A 16321-nucleotide genomic window follows, 5' to 3' on the forward strand; every position below is an offset into this window, starting at 1 on the left:
CACCTCCACAGGTGCGCACCTGCCTCGACCATGGGGGCTGTAACAGGTGTCCGACAAGGCCCGGACGATCTCGTGGGTGAAGCGACTCCTGTGTCAGGATTGAGACTTGGACCGGTACACCCAAGGGGGAGTTGGATGTACGGCAGCAGGGGGGCGGCCATTTCTTCACGGGCGCGGGCGTCGGCGGTGGTGCTGGGGGCGGCACTGCTGATCGGGGGATGCTCCTCGTCGGGGAACCCCGGCGGCGACGACGGACCGGACACCGGAGCCCGGATCACCCAACAGCCCAAGGAGGCCGACCCGTTCTGGGTCAACCCGGACGGCAATGCGGCCCGGCAGGTGGCGGCCTACGCCAAGGCCGGCGAGAAGGACGGCGCCGAGCAGATCCGGAAGATAGCCGAACAGCCGACCGGCGAATGGATCGGCCCGGAGAACCCCGAGGAGGAGGCCCGCGGTTTCACCGAGGCCGCCGACAAGGCCGGCCGCACCGCGCTCCTGGTCCTGTACAACATTCCGCACCGCGACTGCGGCCAGTACTCCCAGGGCGGCGCCGCCGACGGCGACGCCTACCGCGCCTGGATCGACGGCGTGGCCACAGGCATCGGGGACCGGGGCGCGACGGTGATCCTGGAACCGGACGCCGTACTGCACCTGGTGGACGGCTGTACAGAGGACGAGTTCCACGACGAGCGCTACGACCTCCTCAAGGGCGCCGTCACCAAGCTCACGTCCCTGGAGAACACCAAGGTCTACGTCGACGCGGGCAACGCCGGCTGGGGCCAACCCGACCAGATCTTCGAGCCTCTCCAGCGAGCGGGCATCGACCAGGCCGACGGGTTCGCCGTCAACGTCTCCAACTTCTACTCCACCGAGGACTCCATCACGTACGGCAGGCAGCTGTCCGCGAAGGTCGGCGACAAGCACTTCGTGATCGACACCAGCCGCAACGGCAACGGCCCGTACACCGGCGGCGACCCGAACGAGCGCTGGTGCAACCCGCCCGGCCGCGCGCTCGGGGAGACCCCGACGACGAAGACGGCGGACGCTCTGGTGGACGCGTACCTGTGGGTCAAGCGCCCGGGGGAGTCGGACGGCGAGTGCAAGGGCGGTCCGAGGGCGGGGGAGTGGTGGGCGGACTACGCGCTGAAGCTGGCCGAGGCTTCCGACTGACGCAACTGCCCGCGCCCTCACAGGGGCGCGGGGCTGTGACGCCGTACCGCTCCGCCGCGTAGGCGCGACAAGCCCCACGCACCCGCAGCCGAACGAACGGCTACGGCACCCGAACCCACTGTGCCTTGCTCGGTGTCCCCTCACCGTCGACCACGAACAGCATGTACCACCCCGACTGCACCAGGTTCTTGTTCTTCGGCACAGTCACCGTCACCTGGTCATCCGACGCCTTGAAGTCCAGCGCGATGGACCGCTGATCCACGTCCGTGACATGTGTCGACGCGCTGGGCCGGATCAGCCGGACCTTCTTGACGGCCGACGCCCCCTTCGAGGTGAACGTCCCGGACTCCCCGCGCGAGAGGGACTGCGGCCCGCCCGAAAGGGAGGGCCGCGACCCCCCGTACAGGTACGGCGGCGTGTAGATCTCGATGCGCTGCTCGAACGTGCCCGGCTTGGTGTTGGCCTTGTCGCCGTAGAGGGAGTCAGAGCCGAAGAACATCACGCGGCCGTCGGGCAGCAGGATCGACCCGGAGTGGTAGTTGCGGCCCACCAGAGGATCGGCGACCCGGTCGAACGTGTTGGTGTCCGGGTGGTAGATCCGCGCCTGGAGGATGTCGGAGTCGCCGCGCCCGCGGTAGTCCTCCGAGCCGCCCGACACCAGCACCGTGTCGTCGGGCAGCACCGAGGCCTGCGGATAGCGCGTGCCCTTCTCCAGCGTGGGGCCGTCGACGAACCTCGGTTTCCGGGCCTTCAGGTCGATGATCCGCGTCCTGTTGCTGGACAGCTTGGACTCGCCGACCCCGCCGCCGCCGATCACCATGTACTTCTCGTCCTGCGCCGGCGCCAGCAGCACCGTCCCGGACGTCTCCATCCTGTCGGCGTCGCTCAGGCCGGGCAGCTCGGTGAACCTGTTGGTGTCCACATCCCAGACGCCGGGGTCCCGGCCGACGTCGTCGGGACCGTATCCCGCGTTCGAACCCGAGTAGAAGACCTTGCCGTTCTGCAGCAGGAACAGCGCCGGGTAGGTCGGGAACTGACGGATCTTCGGCGTGTACGTCCACTTCCTGGTCTCCGGGTCGAAGACCTCGTTCTTGCCCGGGACCAGCTGGCCGATGTCGTCGAGCCCGGAGACGCTGAGGATCCTGCCGTCGCTCAGGGTGGTGAGCGTCGGGTACCAGCGCGCCTCCTTCATCGGGTCGACCTTGATGTACCTCTCGGCGACCGGGTCGAACTCGAAGGCGTCCCGGATCCCCTGGAAGTCCTTCTTGTCGAGGGCGAGCTTCTGCGCGATGCCGTACGTGTTACGGGCGTCGACACCCGTCAGCCCCTGGATCCGGTAGTTGTCCTGCGTGCCGGTCTCGTACCGGGAGCCGCTCTTCTGCGCCTCGACATAGATGCGGCCGAGGCCCGGGTCGTTGCGCAGGAACCTGCCGGTCTTCTTGTCGAAAACCTTCTCGGCGCGCGGGACGAGCACCGGGTCGTTCGACACGAACGTCTTGCCGTTCTCCTTGCCGGTGAACCTGGTGCCCGCGGGCAGGGTGATCGGCTTGTCGGGGTTCTCGTTGTGGACGATCATCAGGCCGCCGGCCTTGGTGACGTCGCCCTTCAGCTTCTCGTACCGCTTGGTGCCGCCCGCGATCAGCAGGTTGCCGTCGGCGAGCTGGGTGTGGCCGGTGCAGAACAGGTCGCTGGGCGTCGGGACCCGCTTGATCGTGCCCTTGACCGGGTCCCAGATCCTGGTGTCGAACTTCTTCGCGTCGAAGTTCTCCTGGTTGTTGCCCGAGCCCGCGACCAGAAGCACCTTGCCGGTCCGCAGCAGCGCGGCGTGAATGGTGTTCTGGCGGTACTCCTCCGGGAACTCGACGACCTTCCAGTGGCCGTTGTCCGCTTTGTACTCGGGTCTGTTGATCTGGTACTCGTGGTACTTCTGCGTACCGAAGCGGTAGACCCACGGCCCGTTCATCCCGGCCAGTGCGAGCACCACCGCCGTACCGAGCGCGAGACGACGGGCCCGACGGTGTCCGGCACGGTCGTTCATTCCTTACGTCCCCCGAGTCCGCCCAGCGCGATCTGCATGGTCTCCCCGCCCGTCCCGTCCGGGGCGGCCCAGCCGGGTCTGTGCGCGGGGGCCTGCGGTGCGTACGGCGAGGCCGCCGCGGGAGCCGGCGCCGGGGCCGCGTCCTGCGGCTCGGCCTGTGCCGGGGCGGCGGGCCGCCTCTTCGCCGCGCGCAGCGTCCACCGCCAGGCGAAGACCGGCGACGCGGTGATCAGCAGGGCGAACGACGCCCAGGTGATCATCGCTGGGTGGGAGTGCCCGAAGACGGCTCCGGCGGCGATCGAGGCGCCGAAGACCAGGATGAAGAACAGGTGGATGCGGAAGGTCCCGAAGAGGGTGTCCGGGCTGGCCGAGTCGCCCTTGGGCGTCACCACGAACTTGCTCTTGCGGCGCAGCACGGCGTCCATCAGCGAGCGGGCGTAGATCGGCGCCGACAGGGCCGACATCACCATGCCCGCCACACCGCCCGACCCCTCCGGCTCGTGCGGGGAGACGTTGTGCCGGCGGTTCCAGACGTACAGGCCGATCTGCAGCGCGGAGGCGTTGCCGTACAGCATCAGCCACACGGTCGGGTCGATGTTCACACCCGAGGCGCCCAGGCCCAGGAACAACGCGCAACTCAGCGCCGCGAGAATCCAGTTGAGGGCCGACATGGGGTAGAAGATGATCATCATCGTGTAGTTGAAGAGCTTGCCCGGCGGCAGCGAGTAGAAGCCCTTCCAGTACTGCTTGAGGATCGTCTCGTACGTCCCTCTCGACCAGCGCAGCTGCTGGGTGAAGAAGTCCGTCCAGGCGCCCGGCCCCTCGCCGACCGCGAGCACGTCCGGCGTGTAGACCGACCGCCACTTCTTCCCCGTGGCCGGGTTCCGGTGACGGTGCATCTCGAAGCCGGTGGCCATGTCCTCGGTGATGGAGTCGTACAGGCCGCCGATCTGCTTCAGTGCCCTGATCCGTACGGCGTTGGAGGTGCCGACGAACATCGGGGCGCCGTAGCGGTTCCCCGCGCGCTGGATCAGCGCGTGGAAGAGGAACTGCTGCGACTCGGCCGCCTTGGTGACGAACGTGTCGTAGTTGCCGTACACCTGCGGGCCGATGACGAAGCCGACGTCCGGGTCACGGAAGAAGCCGAGCATCCGCTCCAGGTAGTTCGGCAGCGGCACGTGGTCGGTGTCGACGGAGGCGAAGTAGTCGTAGTCGTCGCCGTGGGCCTCGAGCCAGGCGTTGTAGTTGCCGTGCTTGGTCCTGGCGCGGTGCGGGCCCTTGGGGCGGTTCCACTTCTCGACCCCCTTGCGGGAGAAGTGGTGCACGCCGAGCCGCAGGCAGACCTCCTTGACCTCGGGGTCGTCGCCCTCGTCGAGGAGCCAGACGTGCAGCAGACCCCGGTGGCGCAGCCTGACCGCCGCCTCCAGGGTCTTCGTGACCATCTCCAGGGGCTCCTTGCCGGGCACGAAGGAGGTGAGGAAGGCGACTCTCGTGCCGGTTTCCGGCACCACCGGGATCGGATCGCGGGCGACGAGGGTGGCGTGCGCGTTCGACAGCACGTTCATGCAGCGGAAGAACTCGATCAGACCGATCGACACGAGCATCACGATGTCGAGGGCGGGCAGCCACTCGAAGGCCGGGTAGTCGCGCTCGGTCCAGTGTTCGGGCTGCAGCAGCCAGCCGAGCAGGACCAGCGAGAGCAGCGGCGCCGCCGCCAGCATCAGGGCGACCCGGACACGGTGCGGTTCCTGTGAGATCAGGGAGCGGTACTGCACCTTGTACGGCTTGGCCGGATCGGGCTGTGTGAGGGGACCCGCCAGCCGGCTGTAGTGCTCGTAGTCGTACTTCGGCAGCGAGGTTCTGATCCGGTGCAGGGCTCCCGTGTTCCCGGACCGGTGCGAAGGCATTCTGAGCTGAGTGGTCCGAGACGAGTCGGAGTTCTGCCGGGCGCCCGTCGGCGTCGACGTCATGAGTCATCCCCCCAACACGCGGGTCACCGCGTGTTCGTCGGTTCCTCGACACCTGGTCGGCCCCCCCTTGGCCGTCACAGGCGTTTCAATGGCGGGTCACAGTGATCACACAGTGCACTCACATGGACATCAGACTGTGACCGTCCGGTTGCAGGATGCCCCCCTCGACATCCCCCATGGCCGGGGCCCCCTTCCCCCCGCAACACCGGCAACCGGTTCCCTGCCCCCCAAGTGCCGCGAATCCACAGCATCTTGCACACCAGGGTTCTACGGCGTTCATCATGATCGCAAGATGCGAAACGAGCTGTTTACCGGTCATAGGCGCTCATTGTGAGGCCTGTGGGGAGCTTGTGGAGCCTTTGCAGGCAGGCGGGCACGGATGTTACGGAAGTGCTCTCTGATGGCCTTCTCCGCCCATATCTGATCACCGGATCGCATGGCACCAAACAGCAGCAGGCCCCCCGTGTGAACGGAGGGCCTGCTGTGTCGGTGCGCCGCCAGGGACTCGAACCCCGGACCCGCTGATTAAGAGTCAGCTGCTCTAACCAACTGAGCTAGCGGCGCCTGCTGACCTGCACGACTTTACCCCACCCCCGAGGATGCTCCCGACCGGCGGGCCCGTCCCGGGCCGGGCCCGTGTACATCATTCGGACCGTCAACATGCGCGTCCCGAACACAGTTGGGAAACTGGCGAACGTGCACAGTTGCGGACATTTCCACCTGGAGTGTGAGGGGCGTCGCATGGAGACTCCGGTATTCGAGGAATTCGATCCCGCGAGCGACTGCGACTGCCCCGGATGCGTTCACTGGCGTCGGGTGCTGCCGCACTCCCGGGCCGGCCGCACCCGCGGCCATCCGGCCGCCCACCGCGCCGTGATCCTGGCGGCCGCGGCCTCCGCCGCCCTCGGCGTCGGCCACGCGGCACCGGCCCTGGCCGCCCCCCACGCACCCGAACGGCCAGGCGTTCCCGCAGGTGACGAGCCCGACACACCGCAGGGCGGCAAGGCCCCGCTGCACGGCCCGGGCGGCACCGCGGCTCATCCGGCGGGCCCGCTCACGACGCCGGCGACCACCCGCGCGGAGATCATCAGGCGGGCCAAGGAGTGGGTCGCCGCGAAGGTGCCGTACAGCCTGTCGGACTACCGGCCTGACGGGTACCGGCAGGACTGCTCGGGCTTCGTCTCGATGGCCTGGAACCTGCCGGGCAACGAGTGGACGGGCAGCCTCGACCAGTACGGGGTGCGCATCGCGAAGGACGATCTGCAGCCCGGCGACATCCTGCTGTTCCACAACCCGGCGGACCCGGAGCGGGGCTCCCACGTCGTCATCTTCGGCGGCTGGACGGACTACACGCATACCTACTACATCGCCTACGAGGAGACCCGCCCGCACGCCCGCCGCCAGGCCACCCCCTACGCCTACTGGAGCCACTCGGACAGCTATGTCGCCTACCGCTACAAGGGTCTCGCGGGCGCCGCGGCGGGCGCTGAGGCGGGAACCGGCGCGGCGGGCGCGGCGCCGGACGCCGGCACCGGTACGGGTGCGGCACCGGGCACCGGCGCGGAGGCGACGCCCTACCCGGGAGCGGCGTACTTCGGACCCGGCGCCGACAACAAGTACGTCACCCAGCTCGGCCGGATGCTCGTCGAACGCGGAGCCGGCCGCTTCTACACCTCCGGTCCCGGCCCGCGCTGGACGGACGCGGACCGCCGGGCCACCCTGGCGTTCCAGCAGGCCCAGGGCTGGACGGGCGCGGGAGCGGACGGGCTGCCGGGGCCGCAGACCTGGGCGCTGCTCATGACCGGCGGGGGCAAGGACGTCGCGGCCGGCGCGGCCGGACCGCCCGCACCCTCATCGCACGGGGTGCCCGGCTATCCGGGGCGGGCGATGTTCCGGCCCGGAGCGGCCAACGAGTACGTCACCCGGCTCGGAAAGCAGCTGGTGAAGAAGGGGTTCGGCAAGCACTACACGACCGGGCCGGCGCCCCGCTGGAGCGAGGCGGACCGGCGGGGCGTCGAGGACTTCCAGCGCGCCCAGGGCTGGCGGGGCGGCGCGGCGGACGGTTATCCGGGGCCCGAGACCTGGCGGCGGCTCTTTTCCTGACCACCTGTTGACGCATCTGGCGCGGAGGCTGGAGGCACGCATGAGCACGACCACTTCACATACGCCCGAGTCCGAGGAGCCCGCCGAGGGGCCGTCCAGGCCCGCCAGGCTCATCCAGAACGAGGCCACCACCGAGATCCCCGTCCACCTGCTGTTCCGCGACGACCCCGGCACGGCGCCGCTGCATCTGGAACCGGCGGTCGTGGGGCGCAGGCAGGGCACGGGGGAGCAGCCGCGCCCGCGTCGGCCCGGGCCGGCCAAGGCCCGGCCGGTGCCACAGGTCGACCCCGTGCTGGTGGAGCGGGCCGCGCGGGTGCTGCCCGGCTCGGCGGGCGTGCTCGCCGGTGCCTGCGGGCTGGCAGGCTGCGTGGTCTCGTCGTGGTGGGCGGGCGCGCTGCCGCCGCTCGCCGTGGAGGCGTTGCGGCTGCCGTCGTACACCGGGGCGGGACTGGGCCCCGTGCAGTGGGCCACGTTCACGGGTGCCGGGGTGCTGAGCCTGTTCGGCTTCGGCGGACTGGCCCGCGGCCGCACGGGGCGTGCCTCGGTGCTCGGCCTGTTCGGCCGCTACCGGGGGACCGTCCGGCGCACCGGCCTGATGTGGGTCAACCCGCTGCTGCTGCGCCGCCGCGTGGACGTACGGCTGCGGCACTGGCGCAGCGAGCCGATGCCCGCGGCCGACGTCAACGGGGTCGCGCTGCGCGTGGTGGTGCTCGTCGTGTGGCGGGTGCGGGACACCGCGCGGGCCACGCTGGGCGTCGAGGACCACGAGACGTACCTGCGCGAGTGCGTGGAGGCGGCGCTCGCCCGGGTGCCGGTGGAACCGCCCGGTACCCGCCGGGGGTCCGGCGACGAGGCCGGGGAGGCGCTGACCCGGATGGTCGAGTCGGACGCGGCGCCGGTCGGGCTGGAGGTGTTCTCGGTGCAGCCCGTCCGGGTGGAGTACGCCCCCGAGGTCGCGGCCGCGATGCACCGCCGTCGTATCGCCGCGCTGGACGCGCAGCACCGGGCCAGCGTGCTCACCTCGGTCGTGGACTCGGTCGAGGACACGGTGACCCGGCTGACCATGCGCGGGCTGGTCGAACTCGACGACTACGAGCGGAAGGTGTTGGTGAAGGACCTGACGGTGGCCTTCTGTTCCGGACGCGGGGAAACCACCCCGTGATGGGGATGGACACGCCTTTGATATGGACACGGTCAACGCACGGCAATAATCTGGGACTTGGTCTAGACCTGCACGGCTCACAGAACTTCCCCCACGTTCTCCAGGAGCGGCAGCATGCGCAAAAAGACCAGGTTGTATGCCACCGTGGTGGGCCTCGCCACGACCGGAGCCTTCGTGCTCTCCTCCGGCGGTGCCAGCGGCCACGGCTACACCGACCTCCCCATCAGCCGTCAGAAGCTCTGCCAGAACGGCACGGTGACCAACTGCGGCGACATCCAGTGGGAGCCGCAGAGCGTCGAGGGCCCGAAGGGCTTCCCGGCCTCCGGCGCGGCGGACGGCCGGATATGTTCCGCGAACAACACGCGCTTCGCCCAGCTCGACAGCCCGCGGACACCCTCGGGCGGCGCCTGGCCGACCACGAAGGTGACCGGCGGTCAGAGCTACACGTTCCGCTGGCAGTTCACGGCGATGCACGCCACGACCGACTTCAAGTACTACGTCACCAGACAGGGCTGGAACCAGAACCACAACCTGGCCCGCTCCGACCTGAACACGACACCGTTCCTGACGGTGCCGTACAACGGGCAGCGCCCGCCGTCCACGCTCTCCCACAGCGGCACACTGCCGAGCGGACTGAGCGGCCACCACGTCATCCTCGCGGTGTGGACGATCGCGGACACGGGCAACGCGTTCTACGCCTGCTCCGACGTCACGTTCTGATCCCCGCTCGGGTAGGGTCCGCGTCCCATGGACGCCTACACGAACATACTGGTGCCGTTCCTGATCGCCCTGCTGGTGTGGGGCGGATTCGCGCTCGTGCGCCGGACCAGGGAGCGGCGCGCCGCCTGGGAGAGCGGACTCACCGCCCGGGCACGGGTGGTGCGCGCCTGGGCCACCACCCAGATGGTCAACAACGTGGCCCGGCGCGTGCAGTGGCACGAGTACGACTACACCACCGGCGACGGCCTCGCGGTCCGCTTCAAGGAGAGCGGCGGCCCGCGGGACCGGGCGGTCGGCGACGAGACCCTCGTCCACTACACGCCGGCCGACCCGGAGAAGGCGACGGCGTCCGAGCCGCAGCCCGGCAAGGACATGGTGGGCACGGTCGTCGGCCTGGTCTTCATCGGGGCGTCGGTCGTCGTCCTCCTGTACGCGTGGGCGACGATGCCGAAACCATGAGCCTTACCGTGGCTCTTGCAGAAAGCCCCGGCGTTCGCGCCGGGGATGAACGCATCTCAAGGCTGCTCTGACGTGCACTTTGGAGCGGACGTCTTTGCTGCTCGATGTACTGGCGGACGGTTGGTCGAGGGCGACTTCGTCACCGTGTACTACACGGAGGGCGGCGAGGTGGTGGCCACGGCACCGCCGCCGCGCCGCGGCAGGCAGGCGGCGTCCACCTTCGGCATCCTGGCCTTCCTCGGTGTGTTCGTCGCGTTCTGCATCGGCTTCGCATCGGCTTCGCATCGGCTTCATGGTCCGGTACACGGTGGTCTTCGAGTGGTCGGACACCGGCGGGTTCCAGTGCCGCCCCGACCCCGTGCGCCCTCGGCCGCGCAGCCGGGCGGCACGGGACGCGCCGATCGGGGAGCTGGTCAAGCGGGCGTGTCCGGGAAGACGTAGAAGGGCCTCCCGCTCCCACGAGAGGCCCTTCACAAGTGCGCCGCCAGGGACTCGAACCCCGGACCCGCTGATTAAGAGTCAGCTGCTCTAACCAACTGAGCTAGCGGCGCATGACTCACGCCGTCCGCTCTCCGCGGCCGGCGACAGAGAAAATACTACCCGGTCCCCGGGGGTGCTTCTGACCACCCGCCGGGGCCGGATCCCATGGGGTGTCCAGTGGCCCGTCAGCCAAGGTTCGCCCCGTCGCGACGCCCGGCACGCCGAGAGCGCGCACCGGACGCCGCTCCTTGACGGGCAAACCCTGGCTGACGCGGCACTAGATCGCCAGCGACAGCAGCACCGGCGCCGCGTTCCTGTTCAGCGTGTCCGCGGCCTGGCGGAGACGGTGTGCGTGCTCCACCGGGAGTGACAGGGCCAGGCAGCCCACCGACGAGCCCGCCGTGATCGGGACGGCCGCGCAGACCGTGCCGACCGCGTACTCCTGGAGGTCGAGGTGGGGCACGGTGGGCGGCTGTGACTCCAGACGGGAGAGCAGCAGCTTGTCGCTGGTGATGGTGCGCGAGGTGAGGCGGGCCATCTTGTGCCGGGAGAGGTGGTCGCGGCGGCCGTTGTGGTCGAGCTGGCCGAGCAGGCTCTTGCCGACCGCGGTGGCGTGGGCGGAGTAGCGGAAGTCGACCCATTCGTTGACCGCGGGCGTGGCCGGGCCGGCGGCGTACTGGGTGACCTTGACCTCGCCGTCGACGTACCGGCTGATGTAGACGGCGGCGCCGACCGAGTCGCGCAGCCGGTCCAGGGTGCGCTGGAGCTTCTCGCGCACGGCCTCCTCGTGATGGTCGGCGGAGCCGAGGCGGCTGAGTGCCTCTCCGGTGACGTACGCCCCGTCGGTGACCTGCTCGACGTAGCTCTCGCGGCGCAGCATCCTCAGGAGCGTGGTCAGTCGCTCCGGGCTGAGGCCGGTGTGCCGGGCGAGCTCGGGGTCGGTGACTCCGGTGGTGTGCCGTGCCACGGCCTCCAGGACGCGCAGGGCGTCCTGGGCCGAGTGGTACGGCGCGGTCGGCTCGTGCATCAGCGCCACGGTGTTCCCCCTGCGCTCGCTTCTTGGGCCGTGATCCGGACAGCGAATCCCCTCCACGATAACGGCCAAGAGGCCTGTTGGGAGCGGCGGTTGACGAGATTGCGACGCTCTCAGCAGGGGCGCCGGCACTCTGGCATATGCCTGTGCCATCACCCAATGCGTGGACCTCGGATGTTGATGCTTTTACTTCTCAGGGTCAGAGAACCGCGCCGAGAAATTCCCGGGTCCGGTCGTGGTCCGGATCACTGAAGATCTTCTCCGGCGGCCCGGACTCGATGACACGACCCGAGTCGAACATCAGGACCTGGTCCGAAATGTCACGGGCGAAGTTCATCTCGTGGGTCACACAGAGCATCGTGATGTCGGTGCTGCGGGCGATGTCCCGCAGCACGTCCAGGACGCCCGCGACCAGCTCCGGGTCCAGCGCGGAGGTCACCTCGTCCAGGAGCAGCACCTGCGGCCGCATCGCCAGTGCCCTGGCGATGGCCACCCGCTGCTGCTGGCCGCCGGACAGCCGGGTCGGGCGGGCGTCGCACTTGTCGGCCAGACCCACCAGGTCCAGCAGCTCGCGGGCGCGCGCCTCCGCCTCGTCCTTCGACAGGCCGAGAACCGTGACCGGGGCCTCCATGATGTTTCTGAGCACGGTCATGTTCGGGAAGAGGTTGAACTGCTGGAACACCATCCCGATCTTCTTGCGCACCTCCCGGACCTGCTTCTCGGGGGCCGGGAAGAGCCGCTGCCCGTCGACGGTGATCGTGCCCTCGTCGGGCTTGGTCAGCGTCATCAGCAGCCGCAGGATCGTGGTCTTGCCCGACCCGGACGGTCCGATCAGGGTGACGTGCTTGCCCGTCTCCACGCGGAAGTCGAGCCGGTCGAGGACGGTGTGGTCCCCGAACCGCTTGGTGACCTGATCCAGGCGGACCAGCTCGCCTGTGCGCTGCTCGGGGTTCTTCCCGGGGTTCTTCGCGGTGTCAACGGACAAGACGTCGCTCCATGGCTCGCAGCAGAAGGGAGGCCAGATAGGAAATGAGGATGAAGGCCACGCCGATCACGGTCAGGGGCTCGGTGAACTGGAAGTGCTGCTGGGAGTAGAGCCGTGCCTCGCCGAGCATCTCCAGCACGGTGATCACCATCAGCATCGGCGTGTCCTTGAGCATCGCGATCACGTAGTTGCCGAGCGCCGGCACGACCCGGCGGATCGCCTGCGGCAGGATCACCGCGGTCCAGGTCCTGCCGACCGGCAGGTTGAGTGCCGTCGCCGCCTCCCACTGGCCGGCGGGCACCGCCTCGATGCCGGCCCGGTAGACCTGCATCGTGTACGTCGAGTAGTGCAGCCCGATCCCGATGACGCCGGTGGTCGTCGCCGACAGGGTCACGCCCCACTCGGGCAGCACATAGAAGAGGAAGAACAGCTGCACCAGCAGGGGGGTGTTGCGCACGAACTCCGTGACCACGCCCACCGGCCAGCGCACCCACCGGTAGGGCGTCCGCATCAGCAGCGCCCACACCAGGCCGAGGGCGAAGGAGATCAGCGAGCCGAGGGCCAGCGCCTCCAGGGTGACGACGAGGCCGTCCCAGAAGTGCGGCATGAAGTCGCCGACCGCGTTCCAGTCCCACTTCACGCGACACCACCTCCCACGCCGGTCGTCTCGGCGCGCTTGAGCTCATGCGCGGACACACCGCGCTCCGGCGCCTTGCCGACCCCGGCCTTCAGCCGCTTCTCCAGCCCGCGCATGACGCGGGTGAGCAGGAATGCGATCACGAAGTAGATCAGCAGGACGTACGTGTAGATCTCGGCGCTCTCCTGCAGTGCGAGGCGCACCAGATTGCCGCTGAACGCCAGATCGCCCATGCCCATGACGGACACCAGCGCGGTGCCCTTGAGCAGTTCGATCAGCAGGTTGCAGAACGGCGGGATCATCTCCGGCACCGCCTGCGGCAGCAGGATCAGCCGCATCCGCTGCCAGGGCGTGAAGCTGAGCGCGATCCCGCCCTCCTTCTGCGCCGGATCGACCGCGCCGAGCGCACCGCGCACGATCTCCGAGCCGTACGCCCCGTAGGTCAGCCCGAGCGCCAGCGTGCCCGCCCACATGGGCACCAGCTGCCAGCCGAAGGCGGGTGGCAGCACGAAGAACACCCAGAAGATCATGACCAGGGCGGAGGTCCCGCGGAACACCTCGGTGTAGAAGCCCGCGAGGAAGCGGACGATCCACAGCCGGTGGGTGCGTGCGACTCCCACGACGAAGGACACGGCGGCCGCGAGCAGCCCGCTGAAGACGAGCAACTGGACGGTGGTCCATATCCCCTTGAGTACGAGTTCCCAGAGTCCCGAGGTCATCCGCCGCACAGCTCCTTCGCGGTCAGATCGGTCATCTCGGCCTCGGTGAAGCCGAAGGGCCTGAGGATGCGGAACAACTCGCCGCTCTTCTTGAGCTTGCGCAGCTCGACGTTGAAGGCGTCACGCAGTTTCGTCTCGGTCGGCCGGAAGGCGAAGGCGCCCCCGTCGACATGGGGTTTGCCGCCGACGATAGGGGTGAAGGCCTTGGTCGCCTCGGCCTTGGCGGACTTCTTCACCACTTCCCGGGTGGTGAGCGCCGTACCGGCGAAGACGTCGGCCCGACCCGCCTCCACGGCGTTCAGCCCGGCGACCTGGTCCGGCACGATGAGGATGTCGCTCTCCTTGTACCCGGCCTCGACGGCGTACTGGATCTCCGCGTAACCCGTCCCGGTCGCGAACCTGGCCTTCTTCTCGACGACGTCCTCGTAGTCGTTCAGCCCCTTGGGATTTCCCTTCCGCACGATGAAGGAATCGAGCATCTGGTAGTCGGGGTCCGCGAAGACGACCTGCTCGCAGCGCTCGGGATTGACGTACATCCCGGCGGCCACGACGTCGAACTGCTGCGAGTTCAGCCCGGGAATGAGCGACCCGAACTCGGTCGGCACGGGCTGCACCCTGTCCACGCCGAGCCGCTTGAAAACGACCTTCGCCAATTCGGGTGCTTCGCCGGTCAGTTCGCCGTTCCGGTCGATGTATCCGAAGGGAATCTCCCCCGCGATGCCCAGCCGCACGACGCCCTGCGCCTTCAGCCGGTCGAGCAGGTCACCGCCGTCCGTGGCCGACGCGGTGGCCACGCGGGAGCAGCCGGCCGCGCCCAGCGCGCCGAGCGCCGCCACCCCCGCGAGCAGCGATCGGCGTGTGGTCCCGGTGGACCCATATGTGTGTTCGCCATGTTCCAGTGGTGGAGCCATGGCGGCGCGGCTACCCGAGACGATGCGATGTATGCACCATGGAAGGCATGGCTGACCGTCACATCGAAGTCTCGCTGGTCAAGCGTGGAATCACCTGTACGGCAAAGCTGCTGGACGACCGCGCGCCGCTCACGTGCGCGGCCGTGTGGGACGCGCTTCCGCTGTCCGGTGACGTCTACCACGCGAAGTACGCGCGCAACGAAATCTATGCGCTTTTCCCCCCGTTCGCGGAATCGGAGCCACCTCTGGAAAATCCGACAGTCACCCCGATCCCGGGAGATCTCTGCTATTTCTCCTTCGCGGGCGCGGAACTCGGCTCGAAGGCCTACGGCTACGACCGCGAGGTCCGCCCCGGCACCACCCTCGTCGACCTGGCCCTCTTCTACGAGCGCAACAACCTTCTCCTCAACGGCGACGTCGGCTGGGTTCCCGGCATCGTCTGGGGCCAGGTCGTCGAGGGCCTGGAGGAGATGGCCGAGGGGTGCAACGACCTGTGGCGGTCGGGGGCGGCGGGGGAGACGCTCAGCTTCCGCCGGAGGTGACCCCGGCCTCGTACAGCGTGTGCGCGGCGCGCAGCACCAGCTCGTCCCGGTGCCGGGCCGCCACGATCTGCAGGCCCACCGGCAGACCGTCCCCGTCCGTGCCGACGGGGACGGTCGCCGCCGGCTGCTGGGTCATGTTGAACGGGTAGGTGAACGGCGTCCAGCCCGTCCAGCGCCGGTGCCCCGAGCCCTTGGGGACCTCGGTTCCCGCCTCGAACGCGGTGATCGGGAGGGTCGGGGTGACCAGGAGGTCGTAGGACTCGTGGAAGTGGCCCATGCGGCGGCCCAGTTCCATGCGGACGTCGACGGCGGCCAGGTAGTCGAGGGCGCTGTAGCGGGCCCCCAGACCGCAGATCTCGCGCAGGCCCGGGTCGAGCAACTCCCGCTGGTGCGGCCCGAGATGCTGGACCACACGGGCCGCCCCGCTGAACCACAGGGTGTGGAAGGCCTCCAGCGGTTCGGTGAAGTCCGGGTCGGTCTCCTCGACGTACGCGCCGAGCCCGGCGAGCCGCTCCACCGCCCGCCGTACCGCCGCCGCGACCGCCGGCTGCACCGCCACCTGGCCGCCCAGAGAGGGCGAGTAGGCGACGCGCAACCCCCGCACACCGCCGGACAGCCCGGCCGTGAACGGGCCGGGAGGCGGGCCGAGAGCCGACCAGTCGCGGGAGTCCGGAGCGCCGATGACGTCCAGCAGCAGGGCCGCGTCGGCCGCGTCCCGGGTCATCGGTCCGACGTGCGACAGCGTGCCGAAGGCGCTCGCCGGGTAGAGCGGCACCCGGCCGTACGTCGGCTTCAGGCCGAAGATCCCGCAGAAGGACGCCGGGATACGGATGCTGCCGCCGCCGTCCGTGCCGAGGGCGAGCGGGCCCGCGCCGAGTGCCACGGCCGCCGCCGCGCCCCCGCTCGATCCGCCCGCGGTACGGGTCGGGTCGTGCGGATTGCGGGTGATTCCGGTCAGGGGTGAGTCCGTGACGCCCTTCCAGCCGAACTCGGGGGTCGTGGTCCTGCCGAGGAAGACGGCGCCGTGCTCGCGAAGGCGGGCGACGGATGGCGCGTCCTCATCCCAACTCCCTTGCTCCGAGATGGTCCTGGAGCCGCGCAGGGTCGGGGTGCCGCGTTGCAGCAGGATGTCCTTCACCGTGACCGGGACGCCGTCCACCAGGCCGGACGGCTCCCCGCGCCGCCATCGCTCCTCCGACCGGCGGGCCCGGTCGAGGGCCTCGTCCGAGGTGAGACGTACGAACGCGTTCACCTCCGGCTGGATCCGCTCGGCCCGTTCCAGGGCCGCGCGGGTGGCTTCCACGGGGCTGAACTCGCCCTTGCGGTAGCCGTCGAGGAGTTGTACGGCGGTCAGCTCGTCGAGGTCGTCCGTCATGCGCCCTCCAGCATCGT

14 protein-coding genes and 2 tRNA genes are annotated in these 16321 nt (G+C 69.4%); 6 read left to right on the forward strand and 10 right to left on the reverse strand.

Annotated elements, in window-relative coordinates:
• The first annotated feature begins 135 nt into the window (after window positions 1–135).
• The gene (locus ACZ562_RS23925; protein WP_471182557.1) at window positions 136–1170 is read left to right on the forward strand and encodes a glycoside hydrolase family 6 protein; all 1035 of its coding nucleotides are present in this window, start codon (window positions 136–138) and stop codon (window positions 1168–1170) included.
• 100 nt (window positions 1171–1270) lie between these two features.
• On the opposite strand, the gene glxA is transcribed toward ACZ562_RS23925, so the two are convergent.
• From glxA to ACZ562_RS23940, 3 genes are all read right to left on the reverse strand, one after another.
• Window positions 1271–3208 carry a radical copper oxidase GlxA gene (gene glxA, locus ACZ562_RS23930; protein WP_471182560.1) on the reverse strand — a complete coding sequence of 646 codons (1938 nt, stop codon included), beginning with the start codon at window positions 3206–3208 and terminating at the stop codon, window positions 1271–1273.
• Complete coding sequence (locus ACZ562_RS23935) at window positions 3205–5178, reverse strand: glycosyltransferase family 2 protein (RefSeq protein WP_471182562.1); 1974 nt, start codon at window positions 5176–5178, stop codon at window positions 3205–3207. The genes glxA and ACZ562_RS23935 overlap by 4 nt, the downstream gene beginning before the upstream one ends.
• Before the next feature lie 490 nt (window positions 5179–5668).
• A tRNA-Lys gene (locus ACZ562_RS23940) sits at window positions 5669–5742 on the reverse strand.
• 177 nt (window positions 5743–5919) lie between these two features.
• On the opposite strand from ACZ562_RS23940, the gene ACZ562_RS23945 reads away from it, so the two are divergent.
• From ACZ562_RS23945 to ACZ562_RS23960, 4 genes are all read left to right on the forward strand, one after another.
• Window positions 5920–7281 (forward strand): peptidoglycan-binding protein, encoded by a 1362-nt coding sequence (locus ACZ562_RS23945; RefSeq protein WP_471182564.1) that lies wholly within the window; start codon window positions 5920–5922, stop codon window positions 7279–7281.
• Window positions 7282–7321: 40 nt separating this feature from the next.
• Window positions 7322–8443, forward strand: coding sequence for an SPFH domain-containing protein (locus tag ACZ562_RS23950; protein ID WP_471182567.1), 1122 nt, complete (start codon window positions 7322–7324; stop codon window positions 8441–8443).
• 114 nt (window positions 8444–8557) lie between these two features.
• Window positions 8558–9163, forward strand: a complete 606-nt coding sequence (locus tag ACZ562_RS23955) for a lytic polysaccharide monooxygenase auxiliary activity family 9 protein (protein ID WP_471182570.1) — start codon at window positions 8558–8560, stop codon at window positions 9161–9163.
• Window positions 9164–9190: 27 nt separating this feature from the next.
• Entirely contained in the window at window positions 9191–9622 is a 432-nt protein-coding gene (locus tag ACZ562_RS23960) for a hypothetical protein (protein ID WP_471182572.1), read from the forward strand.
• A 477-nt stretch (window positions 9623–10099) separates the two neighbouring features.
• On the opposite strand, the gene ACZ562_RS23965 is transcribed toward ACZ562_RS23960, so the two are convergent.
• The 6 genes from ACZ562_RS23965 to ehuB form a co-directional block, all read right to left on the reverse strand.
• A tRNA-Lys gene (locus tag ACZ562_RS23965) sits at window positions 10100–10173 on the reverse strand.
• Between the two features lie 206 nt (window positions 10174–10379).
• Window positions 10380–11138 carry an IclR family transcriptional regulator gene (locus ACZ562_RS23970; RefSeq protein WP_471182575.1) on the reverse strand — a complete coding sequence of 253 codons (759 nt, stop codon included), beginning with the start codon at window positions 11136–11138 and terminating at the stop codon, window positions 10380–10382.
• A 196-nt stretch (window positions 11139–11334) separates the two neighbouring features.
• Window positions 11335–12120, reverse strand: coding sequence for an ectoine/hydroxyectoine ABC transporter ATP-binding protein EhuA (gene ehuA / locus ACZ562_RS23975; RefSeq protein WP_471182578.1), 786 nt, complete (start codon window positions 12118–12120; stop codon window positions 11335–11337).
• On the reverse strand, window positions 12110–12760 hold the full coding sequence (ehuD, locus tag ACZ562_RS23980) for an ectoine/hydroxyectoine ABC transporter permease subunit EhuD (RefSeq protein ID WP_471182581.1): 651 nt from the start codon (window positions 12758–12760) through the stop codon (window positions 12110–12112). Before ehuD ends, ehuA begins: the two co-directional genes overlap by 11 nt.
• Entirely contained in the window at window positions 12757–13476 is a 720-nt protein-coding gene (gene ehuC / locus ACZ562_RS23985; protein WP_471182584.1) for an ectoine/hydroxyectoine ABC transporter permease subunit EhuC, read from the reverse strand. The genes ehuD and ehuC overlap by 4 nt, the downstream gene beginning before the upstream one ends.
• Window positions 13473–14387 carry an ectoine/hydroxyectoine ABC transporter substrate-binding protein EhuB gene (gene ehuB, locus ACZ562_RS23990; protein WP_471182587.1) on the reverse strand — a complete coding sequence of 305 codons (915 nt, stop codon included), beginning with the start codon at window positions 14385–14387 and terminating at the stop codon, window positions 13473–13475. Before ehuB ends, ehuC begins: the two co-directional genes overlap by 4 nt.
• A 47-nt stretch (window positions 14388–14434) precedes the next feature.
• Here ehuB and ACZ562_RS23995 point away from each other — a divergent pair, with 47 nt between their 5' ends.
• Window positions 14435–14929 (forward strand): DUF3830 family protein, encoded by a 495-nt coding sequence (locus ACZ562_RS23995; RefSeq protein ID WP_471182589.1) that lies wholly within the window; start codon window positions 14435–14437, stop codon window positions 14927–14929.
• Here the strand turns inward: ACZ562_RS23995 and ACZ562_RS24000 are convergent.
• A complete protein-coding gene (locus ACZ562_RS24000; RefSeq protein WP_471182592.1) occupies window positions 14910–16304 on the reverse strand; it encodes an amidase in 1395 nt (464 codons plus the stop codon). The two genes, ACZ562_RS23995 and ACZ562_RS24000, sit on opposite strands and share 20 nt — an antisense overlap.
• Window positions 16305–16321 lie beyond the last annotated feature (17 nt).

The organism is Streptomyces sp. NPDC040410, assembly GCF_055595715.1.

Coding starts and splice junctions, on each gene's coding strand:
- ACZ562_RS23925 (WP_471182557.1), top strand. CDS start 136: ATGTACGGCAGCAGGGGGGCGGCCATTTCTTCACGGGCGCGGGCGTCG.
- glxA (WP_471182560.1), bottom strand. CDS start 3,208: ATGAACGACCGTGCCGGACACCGTCGGGCCCGTCGTCTCGCGCTCGGT.
- ACZ562_RS23935 (WP_471182562.1), bottom strand. CDS start 5,178: ATGACGTCGACGCCGACGGGCGCCCGGCAGAACTCCGACTCGTCTCGG.
- ACZ562_RS23945 (WP_471182564.1), top strand. CDS start 5,920: ATGGAGACTCCGGTATTCGAGGAATTCGATCCCGCGAGCGACTGCGAC.
- ACZ562_RS23950 (WP_471182567.1), top strand. CDS start 7,322: ATGAGCACGACCACTTCACATACGCCCGAGTCCGAGGAGCCCGCCGAG.
- ACZ562_RS23955 (WP_471182570.1), top strand. CDS start 8,558: ATGCGCAAAAAGACCAGGTTGTATGCCACCGTGGTGGGCCTCGCCACG.
- ACZ562_RS23960 (WP_471182572.1), top strand. CDS start 9,191: ATGGACGCCTACACGAACATACTGGTGCCGTTCCTGATCGCCCTGCTG.
- ehuC (WP_471182584.1), bottom strand. CDS start 13,476: ATGACCTCGGGACTCTGGGAACTCGTACTCAAGGGGATATGGACCACC.
- ehuB (WP_471182587.1), bottom strand. CDS start 14,387: ATGGCTCCACCACTGGAACATGGCGAACACACATATGGGTCCACCGGG.
- ACZ562_RS23995 (WP_471182589.1), top strand. CDS start 14,435: ATGGCTGACCGTCACATCGAAGTCTCGCTGGTCAAGCGTGGAATCACC.
- ACZ562_RS24000 (WP_471182592.1), bottom strand. CDS start 16,304: ATGACGGACGACCTCGACGAGCTGACCGCCGTACAACTCCTCGACGGC.